Origin of the sequence: Microterricola viridarii (assembly GCF_900104895.1) — a bacterium.
GTDB classification, from domain to species: domain Bacteria; phylum Actinomycetota; class Actinomycetes; order Actinomycetales; family Microbacteriaceae; genus Microterricola; species Microterricola viridarii.
Genome location: NZ_LT629742.1, coordinates 3203788 through 3226748, shown reverse-complemented (window position 1 = coordinate 3226748; position 22961 = coordinate 3203788). Strand labels below are relative to the sequence as shown.

The 22961-nt window shown below is 71.4% G+C and carries 20 protein-coding genes and 1 pseudogene; 13 read left to right on the top strand and 8 right to left on the bottom strand.

Annotated features, from left to right (window positions below; translation table 11 throughout):
• The first annotated feature begins 2 nt into the window (after window positions 1-2).
• From BLT62_RS14790 to sufU, 3 genes are all read left to right on the top strand, one after another.
• Window positions 3-1019, top strand: coding sequence for a LacI family DNA-binding transcriptional regulator (locus BLT62_RS14790; protein ID WP_083364750.1), 1017 nt, complete (start codon window positions 3-5; stop codon window positions 1017-1019).
• Between the two features lie 144 nt (window positions 1020-1163).
• Window positions 1164-2486 carry an aminotransferase class V-fold PLP-dependent enzyme gene (locus tag BLT62_RS14785; RefSeq protein ID WP_231919241.1) on the top strand — a complete coding sequence of 441 codons (1323 nt, stop codon included), beginning with the start codon at window positions 1164-1166 and terminating at the stop codon, window positions 2484-2486.
• The gene (gene sufU, locus BLT62_RS14780; RefSeq protein WP_083364748.1) at window positions 2483-2932 is read left to right on the top strand and encodes a Fe-S cluster assembly sulfur transfer protein SufU; all 450 of its coding nucleotides are present in this window, start codon (window positions 2483-2485) and stop codon (window positions 2930-2932) included. The genes BLT62_RS14785 and sufU overlap by 4 nt, the downstream gene beginning before the upstream one ends.
• A 27-nt stretch (window positions 2933-2959) precedes the next feature.
• Here sufU and BLT62_RS14775 read toward each other — a convergent pair whose 3' ends face one another.
• Together BLT62_RS14775 and BLT62_RS14770 are read right to left on the bottom strand one after the other, a co-directional pair.
• Complete coding sequence (locus BLT62_RS14775; protein WP_231919239.1) at window positions 2960-3844, bottom strand: tryptophan-rich sensory protein; 885 nt, start codon at window positions 3842-3844, stop codon at window positions 2960-2962.
• A gap of 116 nt (window positions 3845-3960) precedes the next feature.
• Entirely contained in the window at window positions 3961-5358 is a 1398-nt protein-coding gene (locus tag BLT62_RS14770; protein WP_083364747.1) for a DUF2252 domain-containing protein, read from the bottom strand.
• Window positions 5359-5433: 75 nt separating this feature from the next.
• Here BLT62_RS14770 and BLT62_RS14765 point away from each other — a divergent pair, with 75 nt between their 5' ends.
• Window positions 5434-5730 carry a DUF1905 domain-containing protein gene (locus BLT62_RS14765; protein WP_083365506.1) on the top strand — a complete coding sequence of 99 codons (297 nt, stop codon included), beginning with the start codon at window positions 5434-5436 and terminating at the stop codon, window positions 5728-5730.
• A 43-nt stretch (window positions 5731-5773) separates the two neighbouring features.
• On the opposite strand, the gene BLT62_RS14760 is transcribed toward BLT62_RS14765, so the two are convergent.
• Window positions 5774-6367 carry a TetR/AcrR family transcriptional regulator gene (locus BLT62_RS14760; RefSeq protein WP_083364746.1) on the bottom strand — a complete coding sequence of 198 codons (594 nt, stop codon included), beginning with the start codon at window positions 6365-6367 and terminating at the stop codon, window positions 5774-5776.
• An 88-nt stretch (window positions 6368-6455) separates the two neighbouring features.
• On the opposite strand from BLT62_RS14760, the gene BLT62_RS14755 reads away from it, so the two are divergent.
• From BLT62_RS14755 to BLT62_RS14750, 3 genes are read left to right on the top strand one after another with little or no spacing between them, the layout of a single operon-like run.
• The gene (locus BLT62_RS14755; protein WP_156786375.1) at window positions 6456-6929 is read left to right on the top strand and encodes a hypothetical protein; all 474 of its coding nucleotides are present in this window, start codon (window positions 6456-6458) and stop codon (window positions 6927-6929) included.
• Window positions 6926-7054, top strand: a complete 129-nt coding sequence (locus tag BLT62_RS18355) for a hypothetical protein (RefSeq protein ID WP_269457785.1) — start codon at window positions 6926-6928, stop codon at window positions 7052-7054. Before BLT62_RS14755 ends, BLT62_RS18355 begins: the two co-directional genes overlap by 4 nt.
• On the top strand, window positions 7042-7605 hold the full coding sequence (locus BLT62_RS14750; protein WP_156786374.1) for a hypothetical protein: 564 nt from the start codon (window positions 7042-7044) through the stop codon (window positions 7603-7605). Before BLT62_RS18355 ends, BLT62_RS14750 begins: the two co-directional genes overlap by 13 nt.
• A gap of 58 nt (window positions 7606-7663) precedes the next feature.
• On the opposite strand, the gene BLT62_RS14745 is transcribed toward BLT62_RS14750, so the two are convergent.
• The 4 genes from BLT62_RS14745 to BLT62_RS14730 all read right to left on the bottom strand — a co-directional run bounded on the left by BLT62_RS14745 (window position 7664) and on the right by BLT62_RS14730 (window position 12750).
• Window positions 7664-8449, bottom strand: coding sequence for an alpha/beta hydrolase (locus tag BLT62_RS14745; protein WP_231919238.1), 786 nt, complete (start codon window positions 8447-8449; stop codon window positions 7664-7666).
• A 73-nt stretch (window positions 8450-8522) separates the two neighbouring features.
• Window positions 8523-9917, bottom strand: coding sequence for an HNH endonuclease signature motif containing protein (locus BLT62_RS14740; protein ID WP_083364743.1), 1395 nt, complete (start codon window positions 9915-9917; stop codon window positions 8523-8525).
• A 171-nt stretch (window positions 9918-10088) separates the two neighbouring features.
• Window positions 10089-10826 (bottom strand): HNH endonuclease family protein, encoded by a 738-nt coding sequence (locus BLT62_RS14735; protein ID WP_083364742.1) that lies wholly within the window; start codon window positions 10824-10826, stop codon window positions 10089-10091.
• A gap of 391 nt (window positions 10827-11217) precedes the next feature.
• Window positions 11218-12750 (bottom strand): aminotransferase class V-fold PLP-dependent enzyme, encoded by a 1533-nt coding sequence (locus BLT62_RS14730; protein ID WP_083365504.1) that lies wholly within the window; start codon window positions 12748-12750, stop codon window positions 11218-11220.
• Window positions 12751-12854: 104 nt separating this feature from the next.
• Between BLT62_RS14730 and BLT62_RS14725 the strand changes: the two genes are divergently transcribed.
• Entirely contained in the window at window positions 12855-13448 is a 594-nt protein-coding gene (locus BLT62_RS14725; protein WP_133161128.1) for a ribonuclease HepT family protein, read from the top strand.
• A gap of 74 nt (window positions 13449-13522) precedes the next feature.
• Window positions 13523-13846, top strand: a pseudogene (locus BLT62_RS18440) (DUF7002 family protein); the annotation flags it as partial.
• A gap of 89 nt (window positions 13847-13935) precedes the next feature.
• On the opposite strand, the gene BLT62_RS14720 reads toward BLT62_RS18440, so the two are convergent.
• Window positions 13936-15444, bottom strand: coding sequence for an NERD domain-containing protein (locus BLT62_RS14720; protein ID WP_083364740.1), 1509 nt, complete (start codon window positions 15442-15444; stop codon window positions 13936-13938).
• 160 nt (window positions 15445-15604) lie between these two features.
• Here BLT62_RS14720 and BLT62_RS14715 point away from each other — a divergent pair, with 160 nt between their 5' ends.
• The 4 genes from BLT62_RS14715 (at window position 15605) to BLT62_RS14700 (ending at window position 22782) form a co-directional block, all read left to right on the top strand.
• Entirely contained in the window at window positions 15605-16552 is a 948-nt protein-coding gene (locus BLT62_RS14715; RefSeq protein ID WP_156786373.1) for an FRG domain-containing protein, read from the top strand.
• 143 nt (window positions 16553-16695) lie between these two features.
• Window positions 16696-18243 (top strand): DUF3375 domain-containing protein, encoded by a 1548-nt coding sequence (locus tag BLT62_RS14710; protein ID WP_083364739.1) that lies wholly within the window; start codon window positions 16696-16698, stop codon window positions 18241-18243.
• The gene (locus tag BLT62_RS14705; protein ID WP_083364738.1) at window positions 18236-19303 is read left to right on the top strand and encodes a DUF4194 domain-containing protein; all 1068 of its coding nucleotides are present in this window, start codon (window positions 18236-18238) and stop codon (window positions 19301-19303) included. Before BLT62_RS14710 ends, BLT62_RS14705 begins: the two co-directional genes overlap by 8 nt.
• The gene (locus tag BLT62_RS14700; RefSeq protein WP_083364737.1) at window positions 19300-22782 is read left to right on the top strand and encodes an ATP-binding protein; all 3483 of its coding nucleotides are present in this window, start codon (window positions 19300-19302) and stop codon (window positions 22780-22782) included. The genes BLT62_RS14705 and BLT62_RS14700 overlap by 4 nt, the downstream gene beginning before the upstream one ends.
• The last annotated feature ends 179 nt before the right edge of the window (window positions 22783-22961 follow it).

Here is a 22961-nt window from a genome sequence, read left to right as displayed (position 1 = left end):
CCGTGACTGATTCAACGGTGAGACGGCGCCCAACCATCGACGATGTGGCGGCCGAGGCAGGGGTGTCGCGAGGCACCGTCTCGCGCGTGCTCACCGGCGGCCACTGGGTGAGCCCCGAATCGCTGGACGCCGTGAACCGGGCCATCAAGAAGGTCGGCTACCGGATCAACCCGCACGCCCGCAATCTGGCGACCAGTAAGGCGAATTCGATCGCGTTCCTGCTCACCGAATCGCACGAGCGCCTCTTCGAAGACCCGAACTTCTCGATTCTCATGCGCGGTGCGGCGCAGGCGCTGGAGGAGCGCGATCTTCCCCTCGTGCTGCTGATGGCCGGCTCCGACGCCGAGCAGCGCCGCGCGGCCGACTTCATTCTCGCCGGGCACGTCGACGGCGTGCTGCTCGTCTCCTCACACACCGGCCGCCTCGATTTCATGAGCGAGCTCGTCGCGGCCAACATCCCCGCCATCGCCTGTGGCGTTCCGATCGGCTTCGAGCGCAAGATCGGCTACGTGAGTGCCGCGGATGCCGACGGCGCCCGCTCCGCCGTCGAATACCTGCGAGAGCAGGGGCGCCGCAGGATCGCCACGATCGCCGGCCCGCAGGACACCTCCGGCGGCGTGGCCCGCCTGGCCGGCTACCGCGAGGAACTCGGCGAGGACTTCGACGAGTCGCTCGTGGCGATCGGCGACTACAGCCGGGCCAGCGGGGCCACCGCGATGGCGGAGTTGCTCGAGCGGGACCCGCAGATCGACGCCGTCTTCGTGGCCAACGACCTGATGGCCGCCGGGGCGCTCGACGTCATCCAGGCGGCAGGCCGCAGTGTGCCGGACGAGATCGCGATCGTCGGATTCGACGACTCGCCCGTGGCCGTGACGACCACCCCGCAGCTCACCACGATGCGGCAGCCGTTCGAGCGGATCAGCAACGAGATGGTGCGTCTGCTGATGCAGGTGATCGAGGGCCAACCGGCCGCCGCCCTCACCGTGCCGACCGAACTCGTCCGGCGCGGCTCGGCCTAGCCGAAATCGCCTACCCTCAAGAGTGGAACAATCCGGCGTGCGCCGGGGTTCCACCCTTAAGAGGCGTTGGGCAGACCGTGCCGCGCGCCGCCAGGAAAGGCCGTCGTGTCCACCCACGCTTCACCCGCAACACCAACCGCGCCCGTGGCAACTGGGCTCGCCCTGAGCGAGGCCGAGGTCCTCCGACTGCGCTCAGACTTCCCGGCGCTCGCCGCCGAGGTGAACGGCCAGCCGCTCGCCTACCTGGATTCTGCGGCGACGGCCCAGCGGCCGGCATCCGTGCTCGACGCCGAACGCGAGTTCCTGCTCACCAGCAACGCCGCCGTGCACCGCGGTGCGCACACCCTGGCCGGGCTCGCCACCGAGGCGTTCGAGGATGCCCGCGCGACCCTCGCCGACTTCCTCGGCGCCGACCCGGACGAGATCGTCTGGACCTCCAACGCCACCGACGCGCTCAACCTCGTCGCCTACGGCATCGGCAACGCCTCCCGCGGCCGCGGGGGAGAGGCCGCGCGCCGCTTCGCGCTGTCCGCCGGCGACGAGATCCTGGTCACCGAGGCGGAGCACCACGCCAACCTCATCCCCTGGCAGGAGCTCGCCGCCGCCACCGGTGCCACCCTGCGCTTCATCCCCGTCGACGACGCCGGCATCTACACGCTGGCGGATGCCGCGGCCGCCCTCACCGAGCGCACCCGCATCGTCGCCATCGGCCACGTCTCCAACGTGACCGGCTTCGTCGCACCCGTCGCCGAGATCGCCGCGCTCGCGCACGAGCGCGGCGCCCTCGTCGTGCTGGACGCCTGCCAGTCCGCCCCGCACCGGCGCCTGAACGTCGCCGAGCTCGGCGTCGACTTCCTCGCCCTCTCCGGCCACAAGATGCTCGGCCCCTCCGGCATCGGCGTGCTCTGGGGCCGCGCCGAGCTGCTGAACGCGCTGCCGCCGTTCCGCACCGGCGGCTCCATGATCAGCACCGTCACGATGACCGAGGCCAGCTACCTGCCCGCCCCGCAGCGCTTCGAGGCCGGCACCCAGCCGGTGTCGCAGGCCGTCGCCCTCGCCGAGGCGGTGCGCTATCTGGAGCACGTCGGGCTGGAGCACATCGACGCCCGCGAGAACGAGCTGGCCCAGCGGATGCTGGCCGGGCTCGCGCTGATCGACGGCATCCGCGTCGTCGGCCCGGCCGCCGGCGTGCCCCGCGCCGGCCTGGTCAGCTTCGACGTCGACGGCGTGCACGCGCACGACGTCGGCCAGTTCCTCGACGCCCAGGGCATCGCCGTGCGCGTCGGCCACCACTGCGCCCAGCCGCTGCACCGCCGGCTCGGCCTCACCGCCACGACCCGGGCCAGCGCCTACGTCTACACGACGACCGAGGAGGTCGACCGCTTCCTGGCCGCTGTCGCCCAGGTGCGCCTCTACTTCGGTGTTGTCACCGCCCCGGCCACGACCACCACGGGAGCACAGGCATGAGCGCGCTCGACGGGCTGTACCAGCAGCTGATCCTCGACCACTCCAAGAAACGCTCCGGCGACGGCCTGCTCGAGCACCACGACGCCCAGCACTTCGAGCGCAACCCGAGCTGCGGCGACGAGATCACCCTGCAGCTGGCGATGGAGCCCGGCACCGACACGGTCGCCGCACTCGGCTGGACCGGCGCCGGATGCAGTATCTCGATGGCGTCCGCCTCGGTGCTCTCCGAGATGGCCCCCGGCATGAGCGTCGACGAGCTGCGCGCGCTGATCGGCGAGTTCCGCGAGATGCTGCGCTCGCGCGGCGCCGGCGAGCCCGACGACGAGGTGCTCGGCGACGCGGTCGCCTTCCACGGCGTCTCCAAGTTCGTGATGCGCATCAAGTGCGCGATGCTCGCCTGGGTCGCCGCCGAGGCCTGCCTGCTCGAGGTGCGGCCCGCCTCCTAGCCGCGCAGCCCGCGCGGCGGCGCGCATTCAGACCCGGCCGCCGCGTGCCTCCCGCAACCGGGCGCTGAGCGGGGTGCGTTGCGCGTGCACGCGGGCGACCGCGGTCACAATCACCACGGCACCCGCAGTGACGAAGGCGCCGATCGCGGTGGCGCCCGAGAACGGCTCGGCGCTCAGGCGCGCCACCCCGACCCAGGTCAGGCCCCACACGAGCGAGAGCGTTGGTGCGATGCGGCCGCCGCCGTAGACGGCGAGCAGGATTCCGACGACACCGGCCAGGGCGAGCACGGCCATCGCCCACACCTCGGCGCCGATGCCCCAGCCGTCGAAGCCCGCGGCAACCAGCACCGCCGCGATGTTGGCCGCGGTCGCGACGCACACCCAGCCGAGGTAGAGGCCGATGGTGCCGTCGGTGACGATGCCGTCGACGGCGCTGGTCGGCGGGTTCTGAATCGTCACGACGAAGGCGCGGGCGAGCACGACGAGCAGCACGATGATGACCGGCACGCTCAGCCAGAGCAGGTCGAATTGCACGCTCAGAATCCACGCCGCGTTCAGCAACAGGGAGGCTGCGACGAGGTAGCCCAGCTTGCGCTGCCGCGCGGCCCGCTTCTGGCCGGGGAGGAACTGCCAGACCGCGTACACGAGCAGGCCCAGGTAGATCAGGCTCCAGATGCTGAACGCCCCGGTGCCCGGAGCGATGAGGGTGGCATCCGCCGCCAGGGCGCCGCCCGCGGCATCCTGGATCGGGGTTCCGCCGGCCGCGCCAGACCCGATGAACGAGCCGGCCACGGCGATCACGGCGCTGGCTGCGACGGTGAGCTGGCGCACCAGGTCGCCGGGGCCGCCGTGAGCCGGGGTGGTGGAGTGTGGCTCCGCGTCGGCGAGCTCGGGGCGAGAGTGGTCGGTCATGGCGCTTCCTCTCGATCGGGGCCGCCGAATCGGGCAGCCTCCATTCAGGCTATGCGCCCGACGCGCAACCGCTCCCAGACTTCGCTCGGAGCGGCGTGCAATCGCCGCCCATACGCTCAGACGGCCGTCGCCGCCACCCGCCCGGAGGCGACGGCCGCCTGCAGCGCCGTGAAGTCGGCGAGCGACTGCTCCGCATAGGCGAAGGACCACTCCACGATGGCGCGGTCGGCGTTGCCGCCGCTGCCGAGGTAGCCGACGACGGCGGGCGCGCTCGCGCTCTGCGCGTGCGCCCGCGCGAGGAGCGCCGCGCACCCATTGGCGTAGGTGCCGAAGTCGCCGACGCTCAGTCCCTCGATGTCGATGGAGCCCTTGCGGTCCCGGAACTGGCGCACGTAGAAGTCCCGGCCGTTGTCGGCGCGGAAGTAGCCGAGGAACGAGTCGGACACCGCCTGCAGGATGCGCTGCGAGGCGACCACGCGGAACCCCTCGTTGTCGGCGAACTCCGGCCCGCGTGCCGGTGTCGGCAGCCGGTGCGCGTCCCGCCCGCCCCACGTCTCCAACACCGAGGGCGGGGCCTCCTTGATCTGCAGAACCAGGCGCTCGCCCTGCGGCCCGGTGAGCAGCAGCACGAAGCAGCGGGTGCCGACGCTGCCCACGCCGACGACGCGCATCGCGACATCCGCCAGCGTGAACTGGGCGAGCAGCACCGCGATGTCGGCCGGCACGGATTGCAGGTACTGGGCGAAGAGGTCGGCGACGGCGCCGCCGCGCTCGGTGTCCAGGTGCTGCAGCAGAGGCGGGTTCTCGATGATGCGCAGCCGGCCGTCCGGCAGCGTCTCGGTCACCTTGTCGGCGAAGGCCTCGGAGGTGCGCTTGCGAGCCTGCTTCGCGGCGCGGTCGAGCATCCGCTGGCCGGAGCGGCCGAGCCCGGCGCGGATCTGGTCGGTGTCCGCCCGGAAGTAATAGCGCTCGAGCACCGTGAGGCGCATCATGCCGGTGAGCACGCGGCGGTAGTTGAGCGCCGCCTGCGTTGCGGCGTCCCGCGCCTCGGGCTCGCTGAAGCCGGCATCCCTGGCCCCGATGAGGACGCTGGTGACCAGCCGCTTCACGTCCCACTCGAACGGGGCGGGGCCGGCCTCGTCGAAGTCGTTGAGGTCGAAGACGAGGTTGCGCTGCGGGGAGGCGAACAGGCCGAAGTTGCTGATGTGGGCGTCTCCGCAGCTGATCACCTCGATCTCGGATGTCGCGCAGCGGGCCAGGTCGGCCGCCATCAGGCCGGCGGTGCCGCGGTAGAACGCGAACGGGCTGGCCAACATGCGCCCCATCCGGAGCGGCACCAACTCGGGCACCCTGTCGGCATTCTGCTCGGCCAGCAGGGCGACGGGGTCGCGCTCGCTCGGAACGTACTCGGCGAGGTCGCGGCGGGGTGTGAGCGCGCGCATGGCGCGGCCCTCCACCATGCTCTCGGCCTGGCTGAGGTGTTGGGCGTCTACGGCGGTGCTGATCGGGGACATCGGCGGCCTCTCTCGGGTGTGAGGCGAGGATACCGGGCGCTGCGGGCTGTCTGCGTGCTCGTCTACGATCGGGGCATGCGATTCGAGTTCACGTCACCGCTCTGGGAGTGGAGCTCGCAGGGAGCGTCCTGGTTCTTCGTGACCCTGCCGGAGGAGGCCAGCGAGGACCTCCGCGAGATCCCGCGGATGCCGCGCGGCTTCGGCGCCATCAAGGTGCGCGTGACGGTCGGCGGCACGAGCTGGCTCACCTCGGTGTTCCCCGACTCCCGCACCGGCGGGCATTGGCTGCCGATCAAGAAGGCCGTGCGCGTGGCCGAGGGCCTCGAAGACGGCGAGCCGGTGCAGGTGAGCCTGGAGCTCGTCGAGCTGTAGCCGGCACGCGGATGTGGGCTGGCGGATGCCGGCTGGCTGCGGGCTAGTGCTCTCCCAGCAGTTCAGGGATGGCCGCGATGTAGGCCTTGCCGTCGAAGCCGTCGATGAGTGAGGCCTGGATCATGTAACCCTGGGCGATGCCGAGGCAGAGCGGCGCGAGTCTGCGCGCCCGGGCCTCGGCCTCACCCTCGATCCGGCCGTTCTCGCGGTACCACGCCGCGAAATACTGCGAGAGCACGTCGATCAGGTGATCCGCCAGCCCGGTCGCCAGGCGGTGCAGCTCGGGTTCGCGGTTCGCGGCCGCCCAGAGCTGGAGGAGCAGGGCGGGGCTCTCGATCTCCTCCCGCATGCCCTGGAGCAGCCGGGTCAGAACCGCGGCGGGGGAGAGCACTATGTCGCTCGCGAGCATCTCCTCGAGCTCGGTCTGCCGCTGCACGAAGATGTCCTCCACCGAGCTCTGCACCAGATCGGCCTTGCTCTTGAAGTGTCCGTAGATCGCCCCGGCGGACAGGCCGGACTCGGCGATGATGTCGGCCATCGAGGTGCCGTCGAAGCCGTTGCGCGCGAACAGCACGACGGCGGCGTTGAGGATCTCCTTGCGGCGGGAGATGCGGTGTTCTTCGCTGACCTTGGGCATTGGACGATCCTAAAAGGAACGATCGTTCTTGACAAGTGGGGATGCGTCCACGAATAATACCGAACGAACATTCTTTATTGGAGATCCCATGCCCCCAGCTACACCCCAGACCACGTGGTCGCGCGTGGTCGCGCTCGCTGTGGCCGCCTCGGCCATCGTCATCGTGGTCGTCCTCGCCTTCCTCTGGCCGACCATCACGTCCACGGTCAAAGACCTGCCGATCGGCGTGGCCGGCGACTCGGCCCAGGTCGGCACCTTCACCGACGCGCTCGAGCAAAACGCGGCCGGACGCTTCGACATCGTCGACACCGCGGATCGTGCTGAGGCCGTCAGCAAGATCGAGCGGCGCGAGATCTACGGCGCGGTCATCCTCGGTGAGACGCCCGAGGTCCTGACCGCCTCCGCCGGCGGGGCCGTGCCGACCCAAGTGATGGGCCAGCTCGCCGCCCAGCTGCAGGCGCAGATCGACGCGGCCGTGTCCCCGGGACACAGGCCGCCATCGAGAAGACCACCGCCGCCGTGCAGGCGGGGCAGCTCCCCGCCGAGCAGGCTCTGCAAATGATCGGGGAAGCGCTGGCCGCCGAGACTCCCGTCGTGACCACGACCGACATCGTGCCGCTCGCCGCCACCGACGAGCGCGGCGTCGGCTTCGCGGCATCCGCCTTCCCCTCGTCATGGGCGGAATGATCGGCGGCATCCTGATCTCTCTGCCGGTGACGGGTACCTGGCGCCGCTTCGGCGCCATCACGCTCTACTCCCTGGTCGCCGGCGCGGCGGTCACCGCGGTGATGCAGCCCTGGTTCGGCATCCTGCAGGGCGACTTCGCGGTCAACTGGATGGCGCTCAGCCTCACCTTCCTCGGCACCGGCGCCTTCATCGTCGGGGCCAACGCCGTGTTCGGGCGCATCGGCATTGGCATCGGTGCCCTCGTGACGATGTTCATCGGCAACCCGATCTCGGGGGCCGCGCAGCCGATGCAGTTCCTGCCCGGCGACTGGGGCATCATCGGCCAGTTCTTCGTCCCCGGTGCCAGCACGACGCTCCTGCGCGAGCTGTCCTACTTCCCGGAGGCGCCGCAGCTGCAGTCGTGGCTGGTGCTGGCGGTGTGGGCCGCAGTCGGCATCGTGATGATGTTCGTCGGGCACTTCCGCAACCAGGAGGTCGTGCACATCGAGGGCGCACTCGAAGGGGAGCCGGATGCGCCGCGCGTCGCCTCCGCAGCGCTGCCCGCGCAGTAGCTCGGCATGTGGAAACGCCGGCAGCCCTTCGGCTGCCGGCGTTTCCTGTTTCGTGAAGCTAGAGCCCGAAGCCCTGCAGGGCGTCGGTGATCTCCCGGCGCATCTCGGTGTCGTCGATGGTGGCTGTGCCGTCGCCCGGCTGCACGCCGTAGTCGCCGAAGCTGGCGTGATTGGCGCCGTCGATCTCGACGAAGACGGCATCCGCCGGCAGCAGGTGCGCGGCCGCGTCGATCTTCGCCGGGGTGCTCAGCCCGTCGTCGCTGCCGCTGATGCTCAGCACGCGCAGCCCGGACTCGCTGAGGTCGTTGGCGCAGTAGCTGCCGAACAGCACCAGACCGGTGACGCCGTCGGCTGCGGCATCCGCGGTGTCGGCCATCTGGCAGGCGCGCACGCCGCCCAGGGAGTGGCCGCCGACGAACCACTCGGTGACCTCCGGGGCGTCGTTCGTGAAGGTGTCGAGCGGGCGCGTGTCGAAGAACGCCAGGTTGAGCGTCGGCTTGGTGATGACGACCGTCGCGCCGGTCTGCTCGACGATGCCGGAGAGCTTGTACATGTAGGCGTACGGGTCGACCTTGGCGCCGGGGATGAACACGAGCCCGACCTCGGAGGCGTTGTTGCTGGGGGAGAGCACGACCGAATGGTCGGTGGCGGTGACCGTGATGTCGGGGTTGCGCCACACCTCGAGCGAGGCGGGCCGCTCGCCCAGCATCACGGCATGCGCCCAGAACAGCACGCCGACGACGAGCAGCACGAGCACGCCGAGGATCCAGAGCACCGTGGTGCGCAGGCGGTGCCTATTCGGGCGGCGGGTGCGGGTGGACGGGATCTCGGATGCGCTGCTCACAGGTTCTATTCTCGCAGCGTCCGCCGCGGCCGACCGAGGTCGGCACTGCTTGCTGTCCGGCGAGTGCGTCGTTCTAGCCGGCGAGGGTGTCGATCTGGATGCGTCCGCCGCGGCGGGGCGTGCGGGCCGGGTCGACGTTCGGTGGCGGGATGAACCACGGCACGTTGCGGCGGATCTCGATCTGCCAGCCGTCGCGGTGTATTCGATGGTGGTGGCCGCTGCAGAGCAGGATGCCGTTGCTGAGATCGGTGCGCCCCTTGTCGCGTTTCCACCAGGAGATGTGGTGGGCCTGGGTGTAGCCGGGCGGGTGTGGGCAGCCCGGCCAGGCGCAGCCGCCGTCGCGCAGGGCGAGCGCGCGGCGCTGGGCGCGGCTGAAATGCCGCCGGGTGCGGCCGAGGTCGAGGAGCTCGCTGTCGCCACCGAGGACGGCGGGGATGAGGTCGGCGCTGGCGGCGAGCCGTCGGGCGCTGTCGGCCGAAATGCACTCGGCGACCCCGTCGATCCGGGCGCTGCCGATGCCGCTGGTGAGCTCTCCCAGCGTGGTCGTGACCATGAGGGTGGCGCCGCGCAGGGCGGGCTGGGCGTTGTCGCAGCCGAGGCCGTGCCGGGCGATGTCGACCAGCGCGTCGAGGCGCATCGCGGCCAGGTCCCGACCGTCGACGAGGGCCGGGTCGGTGTTGTCGCGGTTGGCGTGCAGCTGCGCGCTGACGATGGCGTCGATCGCGGTCAGCAGCACGCCGCCGCTCTCCGGGTCGCAGCTGGCGTGCAGCTCGATCATGCCGTCGGCGGTGGTGCGCCTGGTGAGGGCACGTTGGTGGCGCAGCTCGTCTTCCCGTGGGCGGATTCCGTCTTGGTCGAGGCGATCCCGCCAGAGCCGGCACAGCTGAGCGACGTCCGCGACGGAGAGCGTCGCGGCGGCGGCCACGAGGGCGTCTTCGGCGGCCCGCATGTGCTCGTGGTCGGCGCGGGGAGCGACTGCTTCCAGCATCCGCACGATGAGCGCGGCGGCATCGGTGCCGATGAGGTGCTCGGCGAGGGCGGCGGCGACCGCCGGAAAGGGCGGCAGGATCACGGCACCGGTGAAGCTCAGACCGGTCGCTGTGCGCTCGCCGAGGCGTTGCAGCTTGGCGGCCTCCCCGACGGGCACCCGCATCACCTCGGCGAGGAACCCGGGTGCGGACGTCGAGCCCTGCTTCGTGCAGAGCCGCTCCGGGCCCAGCTCGGGGCGGGAACGGTGGCCGATCTCGGCGGCGACCCGCACCCGGAGAGCGTCGGTGGCCCGTTGCACGCACTGCAGCTGTTCGAGGGTGTGGATGAGGGTGGCATCCGTCATGCCCTCCAACTCCGCCTCGAGCTCACGGCCAGCGTGCTCGCCGGGGAACGGGGCGAAAGGGGCGGGTGCGGCCTGCTGCCAGGAGGTGGCCAGCTCGGCGACTGTCTCGCTGAGGGCTTCGACCGCTTCGTTCACCGTGCACCTCCTTGTGCCCGTCGCCGCACCGCCGTGCGGGCTGCTCTGCTTCTAGATACAGCCTCTCACCAGCCACCGACACGACTTTTTGCAGCCGGCGCGCAGGCGGTCGAGCGCGCGATTCGGGCGCGCGATTCGGGCGCACAGTGCGGCAGCGCGCCGCCGCCGGCGTCAGGCTGCCGGCACGGGCTGCCCGGGGCAGCTCGCGAGCACGCCCGCGATCGCGTCGTGCTCGGCCTGAGTGACCCACAGGTTGTAGGCGGACTTCACCGCGACCTGCCTGGCCACGTACTCGCAGCGGAAGCCCTTGCTCGGCGGCAGCCAGGTGGCGGCGTCGCCGGCGCCCTTCTGCGAGTTGGCCCGGCCCTCGACGGCGAGCAGGTTGAGCGGGTCGTTGGCGAGGGCAGTGCGCTGCTCGACGGTCAGCTTCTGCGCGCCGGTCTCCCACGCGTTCATCAGTGCGACGACGTGGTCGATCTGCACGGCCTGCGAGGTGCCCTGGCCGCGCACGAAGTCGATGGTGGTGCCCGTGTACGGGTCGGCGAGCCGGCCGCTCAGCACGCGGCATCCGGCCGGCCGGTCGATGTCGGTGAGGTCGCGGGCGAGCACGTCGTTGCGGGTGTCGCAGCCGTTCTGGTCGACGTCGCGCCAGGCGGTGCCGAAGCTCTCGGTGCGGTCGTAGCCGGTCTTCGGGGCGCGGCCTTTGACCGGCAGGGTGTCGAGCTGGGCGAGGGCGGTTCCGGATGCCGCGGGCGGCGCGGCCTCGGCGCCCGGGGTGATCTCGTTGGGGCCGGTCAGCGCGGTGACGGCGGCGATGCCGATCGCGAGCAGGACGGGCAGGGCCGCCCAGCCGGCCAGCGTGCGGCGCTTCTTCGAAGGGGTGCGTCGGGGGTGGGACCTGGTACTCATTGCCGCCTTGTGTTCGGATGCCAAACCTCAAGGCTATGCGAGCCCACCGACACGGATGCCGTGAGCAGGCGTTGGCTTCGGTCGCAAGCTCCCTCGAGCCAACGTGGGGTTTCGAGGGCCCCAGCCAGCACGTCCCTCTGTCTCCACGTCGGCTGGAGGGCGCCGCGCCGCGAGGAACGAGCAGCGCAGCGCCCGAAGCCCCGGAGCCATCGTGATGCGGCTGCCCCGAATCGACTCGCGAGAAAACGCGCCAAAAGCCCGCCGTTGGAACAGTTTCCCGCAAGTCGATGACGTGCCGGGTGTTGGCTTCGGTCGCACGCTCCCTCGAGCCAACGATGAGGCTGATTTCGACAGGGTCAACCAGCGGGGGCGAGCGGCGGAGCAGGCCGCCTCAGGCCGACTCGCCGTGGCTGTGCGCGTGCCCGTGCAAACTCGCGTGCCCGGTCGGATGCTCCACCAGCCGCATGCCGAGCGCGGGCAGCGGGCGTGGGTCCGGGTCGGGTTCGTACATGCCGGTGTCCGGGTCGACGGAGTACGTCCAGCGCGGGCCATCCGCGACCAGGGCATCCAGGGCGGTGCAGAGGGCGTCCACATCGGCGCGCGTCGAGCCCAGCCCGAGGCTCGCCCGCGCCGCGCCCGGCAGCCGCTCGTGGTGGCCGAGGCGGGTCTCGTCGAAGAGGCGGTGCACCTCGGCATCCGAGATCTCGAGCAGGCTCACCATCAGCGGATGCGCGCAGAAACAGCCGTGCCGGATGCCGATGCCGTGCTCGGCGGAGAGCGCGGCGGCGAGCAGGTCGTACGGCATGCCGCGCACCGCGAAGGTGACCAGCCCGACCCGGGCGTGCTCGGCCGGCCAGACGCGCAGCGGGTGGAATCCGTCGACCGCCGCCAGCCGGCCCAGCGCGTAACCCAGCAGCTCGCGCTCCTCGGCGGCGATGCGCGCCATGCCCACGGCGACGAGGGTGTCGCAGGCGACGCCGAGGGCGACCGCGCCGAGCACGTTGGGGGAGCCGGCCTCCTGCCGCTCCGGCAGCTCGGCCCAGAGCGTCTCGGCGATCGAGACGAGTTTCACCGCGCCGCCGCCGCGCAGGAACGGGTCGCCGCTGGCCAGCCAGTCGCGCCGGCCGAGGAGCGCACCGGCGCCGTAGGGTGCGTAGAGCTTGTGCCCGGAGAAGGCCAGGTAGTCGATGTCGTCGGCGGCCATGTCGATCGGGGAGTGCGGGGCGAGCTGGGCGGCGTCGACGAGCACCCGGGCGCCGTGCGCGTGCGCGACGCGCGCGATCTCGGCGATCGGCCAGATCTCGCCGGTGACGTTGCTGGCGCCGGTCACCGCCACCAGTCGCGCCGCGGCGCCGTGCGGCAGCGCGGACAGGGCCGACTCCAGCTGCTCGAGCATGAGCGCGGGCGTGGCCGGCGCGTTCAGGTAGTGCGCCTTGAGTCGGCGCCAGGGCAACAGATTGGCGTGGTGCTCGCCGGCAAACGCGATCACGTGGGTGCCGGGCGGCAGCGAGGCGGCGAGCAAGTTGATCGAGTCGGTGGTGTTGCGGGTGATGATGACCGCGTCGTCGCTCCGGCCGCCGACGAAGCGCCGGATCGATTCGCGCGCCCCCTCGTAGGCGGCGGTCGACGCCCGCGACTTGAAGCCGGCGCCGCGGTGCACCGAGGAGTACCAGCCGAGCAGCTCCTCGACGGCGTCGTGCACGGCGCGCAGGGCCGGGGCGGATGCCGCGTAGTCCAGGTTCACGAAGCGGCGCATCTCGCCGCTGACCAGGGGCACCTCGGTATCCGAGCCGACGAGGGCCAGCCGGGGATCGGCGTGCGCGGGGGAGGTGCTGGCATGCGCGCTGCGGGCTTGGTTTGGCGCGCTGCGGGTGCCGGCGGCATCCGCAAGGATGCTGCCCGAAGCCAGATCCGGGGCGCCCATGCGGCACAGCATACGCCGCACCATGAGCGGAGAGAAGGGGGCCGACCCGCGAGGGATGTACATGAAAATGTACATATTCTTGTGCAGCGTTTATTGTTGGGGGAATGACCGACCGCCCCCTTCTTGTGACGACGGTCGCGCATGCGCGCGCAGGGTTGTCGGGGGCGTTGCGCCGGTTCCGGGCCGACCCGGAGGGCGCCCAGCCCGTCGTGCTCGGCTCGCATCGCCGGGCCGAGGCCGTGATTCTGCCGTACGCGCGCTACGAGCAGATCGTGCTCGGCGGCCCGCCAAGCGTTGCGGAGACGCGTGCCCCAGAGGCCGAGCTGCCGGAGCTGCCGCCGGGCGTCACCCGCGACGATCTCGCCGAGCGCTGGCTGAACGGGCTCGTCACCGCCGTCGACGCCGGCGTCGGCATCGTGGACAGGGGGCGCGCTGCCTTCCGCACGGATGTCGCGCTGCCGCTGGCCTGCGAGGCGCTGATCGCGCGGGTCGGGGAGTTGGCCCGCCTGCTCACCCGGCTCGACCCAGACCGCTTCCACGACCCGATGTGGACGCTCGCCGCGCACAATCGCCAGATGGTCGTGCACCACGACAACCGCGTCGACGAGCAGTCGATCTGGATGGTGATGTCGGAGGGCTTCCCAGAGATCGCGGAGGTCGCCGCGTCGGTGCGCCGGCCGCTGCAGCAGGCCAGCTAGCCCGCGCCGTCGTCGCGCCGCCGTCGCGGCGGCACCACCGGCGTGGCAACCCGGCACATGGCTACGCTCGTCTCATGCAGACAAGCGAGTTCGTCCGGCTCTACCCGGAGCTCTTCCACATGGCGGCCGACGGCGCCTGGCCGTCCATCCAAGCGCACGGACTCCTGTCGGCGAGCGCGTTGGTCGAGCGGTGGGGAGTGACTTCGGATGCCGCGCGCCGCAGCTTGCTCTCCGAACGGCGTGCCGAGTCGCAGCCGATCGAGCACCCCGAGCTCGGCACGGTTGTGCTCCGCGACCAGAAGCCGATCCACGAACCGTCGCTCGCCGATTCCCTCGATGGTCTGAGCGTGTCGGAGTGGTACGAGACGCTGAACGGCCGCGTGTTCTTCTTCCCACAGCGGCGCCGAATTTCGCTGGTCCCGCCAGCGCCACCGCTCTGCTCACAACGCCGTGCTCGTTCGAGGTCGCGCCCCCTACACAGCGCCGGCTACGGGGTGACGGGCAGCCCGGGCAAGACGCCTGCCTCCGGCGTCACTGTCACCACAGTGCCGTGGACGGCGCCCCCGAGCGCGAGCGTGTACGAGAGGCCGTCGGCGCTCGGCGCATAGGCAGCAGTGGTGCCGCTCGGCAGCGTGACGAGCACGGTGCCGTCGGGAGTCTCCAGGGTCGACCCCTCTCCGACCACCAACGACGCGGGCCGGATGCCGTCGGGGCTCAGCTCATCGAGCCGCAGCGCGGCCGTGCCGGCCGCCTCCGTGAGGGCCGCCAGCTCCGCCTCGGCCGAGGCGAACTCGGCGCTCGCCGGCGGGGGAGTCTTGCCCACGCCGCTGAGGTAGTTGACGCCGACGAGGGCGACGACCGCGAACAGAGCCAGCTTGAACAGCTCGGGCAGGACCGAGCGGCGCTTGCGCGACGGGCGCCGCGTGGACGGGCGACTCGAGGCAGCGCGGCCCGAGGCAGGGCGCGGCGCACGCACGGGGCGACTGGGGCGAGAACTCGAGACAACGGCCCGGGCGGCAGACGTCTCGAGCGCGAGTGCCTCGAACTCTGTGTACACCTCGTGCGGGTCGACGTGGGGCACCGGGAGAGAGCTCCAGGTGCGGGGCCGCACCGCGGCGGCGGCGATGCGGCGCACCTGGTCGTCGCTGTAGATGCGGCGGGACTGCAGCGTGCGGAGCAGGTCAGAGTCGCGCACGACCCCGACGATGACATCGCCGCCGTCCGGTGCGGCCTTGATCGTGAGCCGCTTGACTCCGACGAGGACGATGAGGCCCGCGGCCTCGACGGTGAGCCCGCTCGCCTGGGTGAGCAGCTTCTCGGCCCGGCGGGCTTCGAAGGCCGCGTTCGAGATGTGATGCTGCGGATGGTTGTTGACCCGCAGTGCACGCTCGGCAACCCAGACGTCCTTGCCCGCGTGATGCTTGGTGTTGATCGTGTAGACCCCGGCGGGCCCGACGAGAAGGTGGTCGATGTCGGCTCCCTCGGTGCCGACAGGAACCGAGTGCAGGACGGTCCACTCCGGGCCCAGATTGCTGAGGATCCTGGCGACGCGGCGCTCGCCGACGATGCCGGCATGCCACGACCGAATCTCCTCCGCAAGATCCTCGCGACGCCCGGATGCTTGGCGGCTGAGACGGATGACGTGCTCCATCAGCGACTGGGCAGGGACTCGGTTGCGCAGATCGCTGCCCGTGGTCGGTGGCATGGCCTGAGCGGGCATCGCGGCGGCAGCCTCGGGCAGGTCAGCCTCGACAGCGACGTCGACGCGAGCTTCGACGGCAGCCTCGACAACGCCCGCGGCCGCGAATGTGCCCGCCGGCGCATAGCCCGCCCCAAACTCGGCGTCGCGCGGGCTCCGGTGCTCCGCCCACTCCTCGCCGGACCACCAGCGCCACTGGGCGGAATCCGCGGGGTCGGTGTACCACCCTGAGGGAGGCGGGGGAGGTGCCGGCGCGAGGTTCTCGTCCTCGACGACGAGGGCATGACGTCCGGGCATCCGCCACGTTATCGCGGCCTGCGACGGCGGCGCTGGCCCCAGATGACGGGGCGCGCACCGGGCGCACGGCGACCGCGAGCAGCAAGCGGCCAGCGCGCTCGCAGCCGCCGAGTCCTAGGCTGGGCGGGCGAGCCATCGCACGGCCCGCAGAGGGAGCGCGGTGTTGGAGAGCTACCGGAACACGTCGACCGGCTGGGTGTCGCCGGCATCCGTCTGGGAGCCCTGGGACATCCCCGTGCACTCGTGGGAGCAGTTCCTCGAGCAGACGCGGGCCCTAACCGAGACGCACGGCTACCGCGACATGCTCTGGCGCGGCTCCGGCAATGCCGACTGGGCGCTGTTCAGCTCGCTCTACCGCACCCTGCTCGACGCGAGCCCGACCCGCACCCCGCCGACCGAGGACCAGATGGTCGCCGCCGAGGTGGAGACGCTGCGCCTGGCCCGCGAGGACTGGCGCTTCGACGACATGCCGGCGCTGGAGCTGCTCGCCCGGCTGCAGCACTTCGGCGCCCCGACGCGCCTCGTCGACGTCAGCGAGAACCCGCTCGTCGCCCTGTGGTTCGCCGTCGAGCGCGCCCTGAACACAGCGGATGCCGACGCCCGCGTGTTCGCCTTCGCGAAGCCGGCCACGCGCATCACCCTCAACAGTGTGTGGGGCGGCCGCACGCTGCGCTGGCACGAGCTGACGAACGACGCCAGTCGCCTGATACGCCGCTGGGGGACAGGCAGCCTCAAGTACTGGCGGCCGCCGGCCTACGACTCGCGCATCTCCTCGCAGAACGCGGGCTTCATCGTGGACGGGGCGCCGTTCGCCTTCGACGGCGACCGCCAGCTGCGCTCCGCACGGGGCCGGTCGATGCCGTGGAGCACGGAAGACCTCCGCCACACCAGCTCGCTGCCGCTGCGGCTCAGCCACATCGCGCGCGACCCGATCAGCCAATACTCCGCGCCGGTGTTCACGTTCCGAATCGCGCGGGACGCCAAGGCGGAGATCCGGCAGAAGCTCGAGGCGAACTTCGGCTACCGGGCCTCGACGCTCTACTCCGACATGGTCGGTCTCTCCGACTACCTGACCCGCCACATCGGCAGCGGCGCGACGCTCGAATAGGCCGACGCCGCCACGCGCACGAGCACGAGCAGGAGCCCGAGCACGAGCACGCGGGCCGGCGCCGCGCCGCAGGAACCCCTCCGTTTTCGGGCTGCCCGGGCTGACGACTACGGTTGTGGAGGTCAGAAAAGGGGGCGCGGCGCATGAGCGACATCGCGGGCGAATTGGCGCGGGTGCGCGAGGCATTCGACAAGCCGACGCTGCGCCTGCTCGACCGCAAGTGGGCGCCCTTCGTGTTGGCCGTCTTCAAGAGCTCCTTCAGCCGCGACCGCACCAGCGTGCAGAGCGACCGGCTGCACGCCCAGGTCGACGCCTACCTCGCCGACCTCCGCAGTGTCGGCACCGAGACGCCCAACGGAAACGGCCGCAGCCTCTGCGTGCAGTGGATGAACGACCAGTGGCTCTACCGCGACATCGCCGGCGATGACGAGGGCGACGCCGAGGAACACTACTCGCTCACCTCGCACGCCCTCGAGGCGCTCTCCCTCGTCGAGAGCCTGTCCCGCGACCGGGCCCTGATCAGCGAATCGCGCCTGACCATGATCGTGGATGCCGTGCACCACCGCGCCACGCAGGCCAACCCCGACCGCGACGAGCGCCTCCACCGGCTCGACCTGCAGATCGCCGAGCTCACCCGCGAGCGCGACCGGGTCGCCGACGGGGGAGAGATCGCCGCGGCATCCGTCGCCCAGATGAGGGAGGGGTACGCCAACCTCGTCGACCTGATCGGCCAGCTGCCCGGCGACTTCAAGCGGGTCGAGGAGTCGGTGGCGAGCATGCACCGGCAGATCGTCAACGACTTCCGGGCGGAGGACCGCCCCGTCGGCGAGGTGCTCGACGAGTACCTGGCAAAGACCGACGCCCTCATGTCGCTGACCGCCGAGGGCCGCGCTTTCGAGGGCGCCTTCGAGCTGCTGCGCGACGACGCCCTGCTGCTCGGGCTCAAGGGCGACATCGAGGCGATCCTCGCGCACCCCTTCGCCGCGCAACTCAAGCCGTCTGAGCGGCGCAGCTTCGCCGCCACGGTCAGCCTGATCCGCAGCGGCATCGACGACGTGCTCACCCAGCGCATCGGCCTCACCACGACGCTGCGCGAGCACATCGTCAACCACGACATCGTCAAGGACCGCGAGCTCGAGGGGCTGCTCCGCGAGATCAACACCGAGCTCGCCACCTGGATGCAGACCGCCGGCCCCAAGGCACGGGTGAAGGCCGAGATCATGCCCGGCAACCTCGACGCCCCGCACCTGCGCGAGCGCTTCTACGACCCGCAGTCGCACGTGCCGCCGGCCCCGCTGGCCGATGTCTCGGCGCAGGCGCCCGTCGCGCCGAGCCTGGACGCGATGCGTCGCCAGGGCGGACCGCAGCTGCCAGAGATGCGCGAGGCGCTGCTGGGCGCGCTCGCCGCCCTCGATGCGAGCACGGATGCCGCGGACGCCTCCATCGGCGACGTCTTCAACGCCCTCGAGCCGGCGCTGCGCCGCCCGGTCGAGATCCTCGGGCTCATGCAGATCGCCACCCAGCTCGACGCCGTCGGGCACGGCGGCGCGGGCGAGCATACCGAGTTCGACCAGTACCTGACGGTGCGCCCCGACGGCACCGAGCGCACCTTCGAGGTCGCCCGCATCACCCTCACCGACGACGAAACCGCGGCCCTCGCCGCCCTGAACTCTGGAGCGCACAATGCTTGAAAAAGCAGGGACTGACGACTGGCAGGGCGAGACCCCAGAGAAGACGGATGACGCAGCCGGCGCCCTCGGCGCCGCCGCGTTTGGGCACAAGTCGACGATCGAGCACGTGCCCCGGGTACAGCGCACCCCGGCCCCGTCGAAGTACGGCACCGAGCGCGCCGACGCGCCCGCCGAGGTCTCCGACGCCTCCGACGCCGAGGGCGAGAGCCTCTCCCTGTTCGAGGGCGACGAGGGCGGACTCTCCGCCGCACAGCGCCGCACCCTCGTGCTGCTTCTCAAGCACCGCTACATCTCCGCCGCCGACCACCCGGCCGCCTGGCGCACCCTGCTCGCCTCCACCAGCCGCATCAAGTCCCGGCTGAACGACCTCTTCCTCGACCTACACGTCGACAAGCACTACGAGGTCGCGTTCAAGCGCCAGGCGCACGGCGAGGGCGGTGCCGTTTTCCCGACCGTGCTGCACGACACCTCCTATACCCGGGAGGAGACGATCCTGCTCGTCGTGCTGCGCCAGCGCTTCCGCAGCGACCGCGCCAGCGGGCACGAGTTCGTCATCGTCGACCGCGACAACCTGCTCGAGAAGGTTGCCCACTTCCGGCCCGCGCACGCCACCAACCGCTCCGGCGACGCCAAGAAGGCGTCCGCCGCGATCGAGGCCCTCGCCAAGGCGCACGTGCTGCTGCGCACCAGCGACCCCGACCGCTTCCGCATCGCCCCCGTCATCGAGGTGCTGCTTCCCGTCCAGCGGCTCGCCGAGCTGCTGGACTGGCTGCGCGCCGAGAACGGCTCCGCGAGCGTCGAGATGACGAATGCCGTCGTGCCCCTCATCGAGGCCGAGGCGGATGCCGCCGAAACCGTTGCCCCCGTGGACCGCGCAACTCCCGCCGATTCCGCCGATCCCGTTGGTCGAGTAGCGAGGAACGAGCGTATCGAGACCCCGCCGCACGAAGACTCCGACACCGCTGAGTCGGCTGCCGCGGCATCCGCCCCCGACGACGACGCCGAGAACGCCACACCCGACACCGCCCCCGTCGCCCCCGAACTGGAGCCCGCAGTATGAGCGATTCCCCGCTGTTCTACATCGACGGCGCCACCGAGGGCACCACGCAGTGGCGGGCGGAGACGTTCCAGATGGTCAACTGGGGCGGTTTCCACGGCCACCACTCCGTCGACCTCGCCACCACCGCGACGCTCGTCTCCGGCGCATCCGGAACCGGCAAGAGCACCCTGCTCGACGCCTACTTGGCCCTGATGATGCCCTCGGACACCCCATTCAACGGCGCCTCCAACGACGCCGGATCCGGCCGGGCCCGCAGTGCAGAGCAGCGCAACGTGCTCACCTACCTGCGCGGCAAGACCGACGACAACCGCGAGGCCGAGACCGGCGCCCTGCACGATCAGGTGCTCCGCGGGGGCAGCGAACCCACCTGGGGCGCCATCGCGATGACGTTCGTCGACGACAACCAGCGCCGCTTCACCGTGCTGCGCAGCTACTACGTGCCGCGGGCGACGAACAGCTACTCCGAGGTGTCGATGCGGATGGCGACCTTCGACGGCGCGCTGCACCTCGGCGAGCTGGAAGATGTCGTCCCCGCCAAGTTTGAGAAGCGCGCCCTCAAGGCCCGCTTCGCCGGCATCGAGGTGTTCGACACCTACGCCGCGTTCGCGCAGACCCTCTACACCCGGCTCGGCATCGGCGCCAACGGCGAGGGCGGCAAGGCGCTGCGCCTGCTCGCCCGCATCCAGGCCGGCCAGCAGGTGAAGACCGTCGACGGCCTGTACAAGTCGATGGTGCTCGAGCGCCCCGCCACCTATGCGGCCGCCGACAAGGCCGTCAACCACTTCGAAGACCTCGAGCGCTCCTACGGCGCCATGGTCACCGAGGCGCAGAAGGCGCAGGTACTGGAGCGCCTGCCCGAGCTGCAGAAGCAGTTCGTCGAGGCCAGCGACCGCGCCGACCTCGTCGACACCTTCGGTGTGGCCCGCAGCGGCGACACCCCGCTGCGCTACTGGGAGCTCGGCACCGAGCAGCGCCTGCTGGCGGATGCCGGCGACGGCAACCGATCCGAGCGCAAGCGCGTGCAGGCCGCGCTCAGCGCCGCCACCGCCGCCGAGAAGGAGCTCAAGGCGGGCCTGGCCGAGAGCCAGCGCCGCCAGCGCGAGAACGGCGGCGACGTGCTCGCCGAGCTGACCGCCGAGCAGGCCCGGCTCACCGAGGCCCGCGACGACAGGCTCGGCTCCCGCGCCCGCTTCGAGGCCCGCGTCGCCGTGCTGGCCGCGCCGACCCGCACCGCCGCCGAGTTCGCCGCCGCGCAGGCCGCCGCCGCCGAGGCCCTCGCCGCCTTCCCCGACGCCCAGGCCAGCGCCGAGGCGCACCACGAGACGCTCCGCCGCGAGCAGTACCCGCTCGAGGAGCAGGTGCGCACGCTCAAGAAGGAGCGCGACTTCCTCGCCGGCCGGCACAGCCTGGTGCCGCAGCACCTGCACGGCGCCCGGCTGGCGATCGCCGAGGCGGCCGGCATGGCCCCCGACGAGCTGCCGTTCCTCGCCGAGCTCATCGACCTCGCGCCCGGCGAGGAGCGCTGGCGGCAGGCCGCCGAGGTCACCCTCGGCTCTGTCGCGCGCATCCTGCTCGTCGACGAGACCAAGCTGGCCGCGCTCAGCCGGGCGATCGACCCGCTGCAGCTGCCGGTGCGCATCCACTTCGAGGGCGTGCCGCTCTCTGCTTCGACGTCTTCGACTGCGGATGACGCCGGCACGCGGCATCCGGCCGCCCCCGACTTCGAGGCCGCTTTTGTCTCCGGCAAGCTCGTGCACAAGGAGTCGCCGTTCACCGCTTGGGTGCGGCAGCGACTGCGCCAGAGCACCCTCGACGCCCGCTGCGTCGAGACGCCGGCCGAGTTCGACGGCGACGGCCCCTTCGTGGCGCTCAGCGGCCAGACCCGCAGCGGCAGCCGTGGCGCGCACGGCATGAACCGCGACCAGAAGCCGATCATCGGCTTCTCCAGCCAGGCCCGGCAGGACGAGATCGAGCAGGAGCTCGGCCAGATCACCGCCTCCGTGCAGCAGCTGGCCGGCCAGGCGCACACCCTCGCGAACGAGCTGGCCGCCCTCCGCGCCCGCCGCGACGCGAGCCAGTCCGTCGTGGATGCCGTCTGGGAGCTCATCGACGTCGACGCCGCCGAGGCGCAGCTTGCCGCCAAGGAAGCGGAGCTCGCCCGCGTGCTGGCCAACAGCGACGTGCTGCGCGCCCTCCAAGAAGAGGAGCAGCGGCTGGAGGCCGAGCTCGAGGCTGCCCAGGGGGCCCGTTTCGAGGCCGAGCGGGCCGCCCGCGTGCTCGCCGAGGCGCAGGGCGAGATCGTCGACCGCGAGGACGCCGTCAACGCCCAGCTGGAGCGCATCACCGACGAGAACCAGGTGAGCCTCACCGAGGAGCAGGGCGCGCACCTGGACGCCGAGTTCGCCGCCGTCGGCGACCCCGACGACCTGGAGACGTTCGCCGCCGGGCTCAAACGCCTGCGTGAGCGGCTCACCGCGCAGTCCGCGAGCGAGCGGGAGCGCGCCGCATCCGCCGCCGGGGCCATGCTCAGCATCTTCGAGTCGTACCAGCGGGCCTGGCCCGACCCCACCATCGGCACCGGCCTGGACTCCTACCAGGGCTACCGCGACATCCTCGACTCGGTCCTCACCCTCGGCCTGCACGAGCGCCGGCAGGAGTGGAAGCGCCGCCTCGCCGCCTGGAGCGGGCAGGACCTGGTGCCGCTGGCCGGCGCCTTCGACTCCGCCATCTCGCAGATCGAGGACAGGCTCGACCCGATCAACGACATCCTCTCGACGCTGCCGTTCGGCGCCGGCCGCGACCGGCTGCAGATCACGCTGCGCCGGCTGCACCGCGACGACTCCGTCGCGTTCCGCCGGGAGCTCAAGCAGCTCTCCTCTGGCGCGACCGAGCAGTTCACCGACGAGCAGACCGAGGAGCGCTTCCTGCGGCTGCAGGCGTTCATGGCCGGCATCCGCAAGCCGGAGGACGAGTCGAAGCCGTCGCCGACCCGCGATCTGCTGCTCGACGTGCGCCGGCACGTGGAGGTGACCGCGACGCGCCTCGGCGAGGGCGGCGAGGTGCTCAGCACCTACTCGTCGCTCGGCGGCAAGAGCGGTGGCGAATCACAAGAATTGGTGGCGTTCGTCGTCGGTGCCGCGCTGCGGTTCCAGCTCGGCGACGAGAGCCGCACGCGGCCCCGCTTCGCCCCCGTCTTCCTCGACGAGGGCTTCGTGAAGTCGGATGCCGAGTTCGCCGGCCGCGCCGTCGCGGCGTGGAAGGGCCTCGGCTTCCAGCTGATCGTCGGCGCCCCGCTCGACAAGGTGACCGCCCTGGAGCCCTACATGGACCTCGTGCTCTCGATCACGAAGAACCACGCCGCCGGCTTCTCCTACATCACCCCGATCGCCGATGCCGCCGTGCCCGCGGCCGCTCCCGCGTTGGCTCGAGGGAGCGAGGAACGAGCGACCGAATCCAACTCCGCCCCAGCCCTCGCCTAACCCGTCGGTCGAGCAGCGCCAAATCCGTTGGTCGAGTAGCGCCGCCCGCGGCGCGTATCGAGACCCCGTACCCGAAACTCCGGCCCGCCGGTTGAGCCCCTCGACCCGGTCCCGCTGCCCAACCCTTCCCGTTTGCTAACCCTTCCCCGTTGGCTCGAGGGAGCGAGGAACGAGCGACC

Bases quoted from the DNA above. Each gene is read 5' to 3' on its own strand.
- sufU (WP_083364748.1), top strand. From the start codon at position 2,483: ATGAGCGCGCTCGACGGGCTGTACCAGCAGCTGATCCTCGACCACTCC.
- BLT62_RS14775 (WP_231919239.1), bottom strand. From the start codon at position 3,844: ATGACCGACCACTCTCGCCCCGAGCTCGCCGACGCGGAGCCACACTCC.
- BLT62_RS14770 (WP_083364747.1), bottom strand. From the start codon at position 5,358: ATGTCCCCGATCAGCACCGCCGTAGACGCCCAACACCTCAGCCAGGCC.
- BLT62_RS14765 (WP_083365506.1), top strand. From the start codon at position 5,434: ATGCGATTCGAGTTCACGTCACCGCTCTGGGAGTGGAGCTCGCAGGGA.
- BLT62_RS14760 (WP_083364746.1), bottom strand. From the start codon at position 6,367: ATGCCCAAGGTCAGCGAAGAACACCGCATCTCCCGCCGCAAGGAGATC.
- BLT62_RS14755 (WP_156786375.1), top strand. From the start codon at position 6,456: ATGCCCCCAGCTACACCCCAGACCACGTGGTCGCGCGTGGTCGCGCTC.
- BLT62_RS18355 (WP_269457785.1), top strand. From the start codon at position 6,926: ATGATCGGGGAAGCGCTGGCCGCCGAGACTCCCGTCGTGACCACGACC.
- BLT62_RS14750 (WP_156786374.1), top strand. From the start codon at position 7,042: ATGGGCGGAATGATCGGCGGCATCCTGATCTCTCTGCCGGTGACGGGT.
- BLT62_RS14735 (WP_083364742.1), bottom strand. From the start codon at position 10,826: ATGAGTACCAGGTCCCACCCCCGACGCACCCCTTCGAAGAAGCGCCGC.
- BLT62_RS14730 (WP_083365504.1), bottom strand. From the start codon at position 12,750: ATGGGCGCCCCGGATCTGGCTTCGGGCAGCATCCTTGCGGATGCCGCC.
- BLT62_RS14725 (WP_133161128.1), top strand. From the start codon at position 12,855: ATGACCGACCGCCCCCTTCTTGTGACGACGGTCGCGCATGCGCGCGCA.
- BLT62_RS14720 (WP_083364740.1), bottom strand. From the start codon at position 15,444: ATGCCCGGACGTCATGCCCTCGTCGTCGAGGACGAGAACCTCGCGCCG.
- BLT62_RS14710 (WP_083364739.1), top strand. From the start codon at position 16,696: ATGAGCGACATCGCGGGCGAATTGGCGCGGGTGCGCGAGGCATTCGAC.
- BLT62_RS14705 (WP_083364738.1), top strand. From the start codon at position 18,236: ATGCTTGAAAAAGCAGGGACTGACGACTGGCAGGGCGAGACCCCAGAG.
- BLT62_RS14700 (WP_083364737.1), top strand. From the start codon at position 19,300: ATGAGCGATTCCCCGCTGTTCTACATCGACGGCGCCACCGAGGGCACC.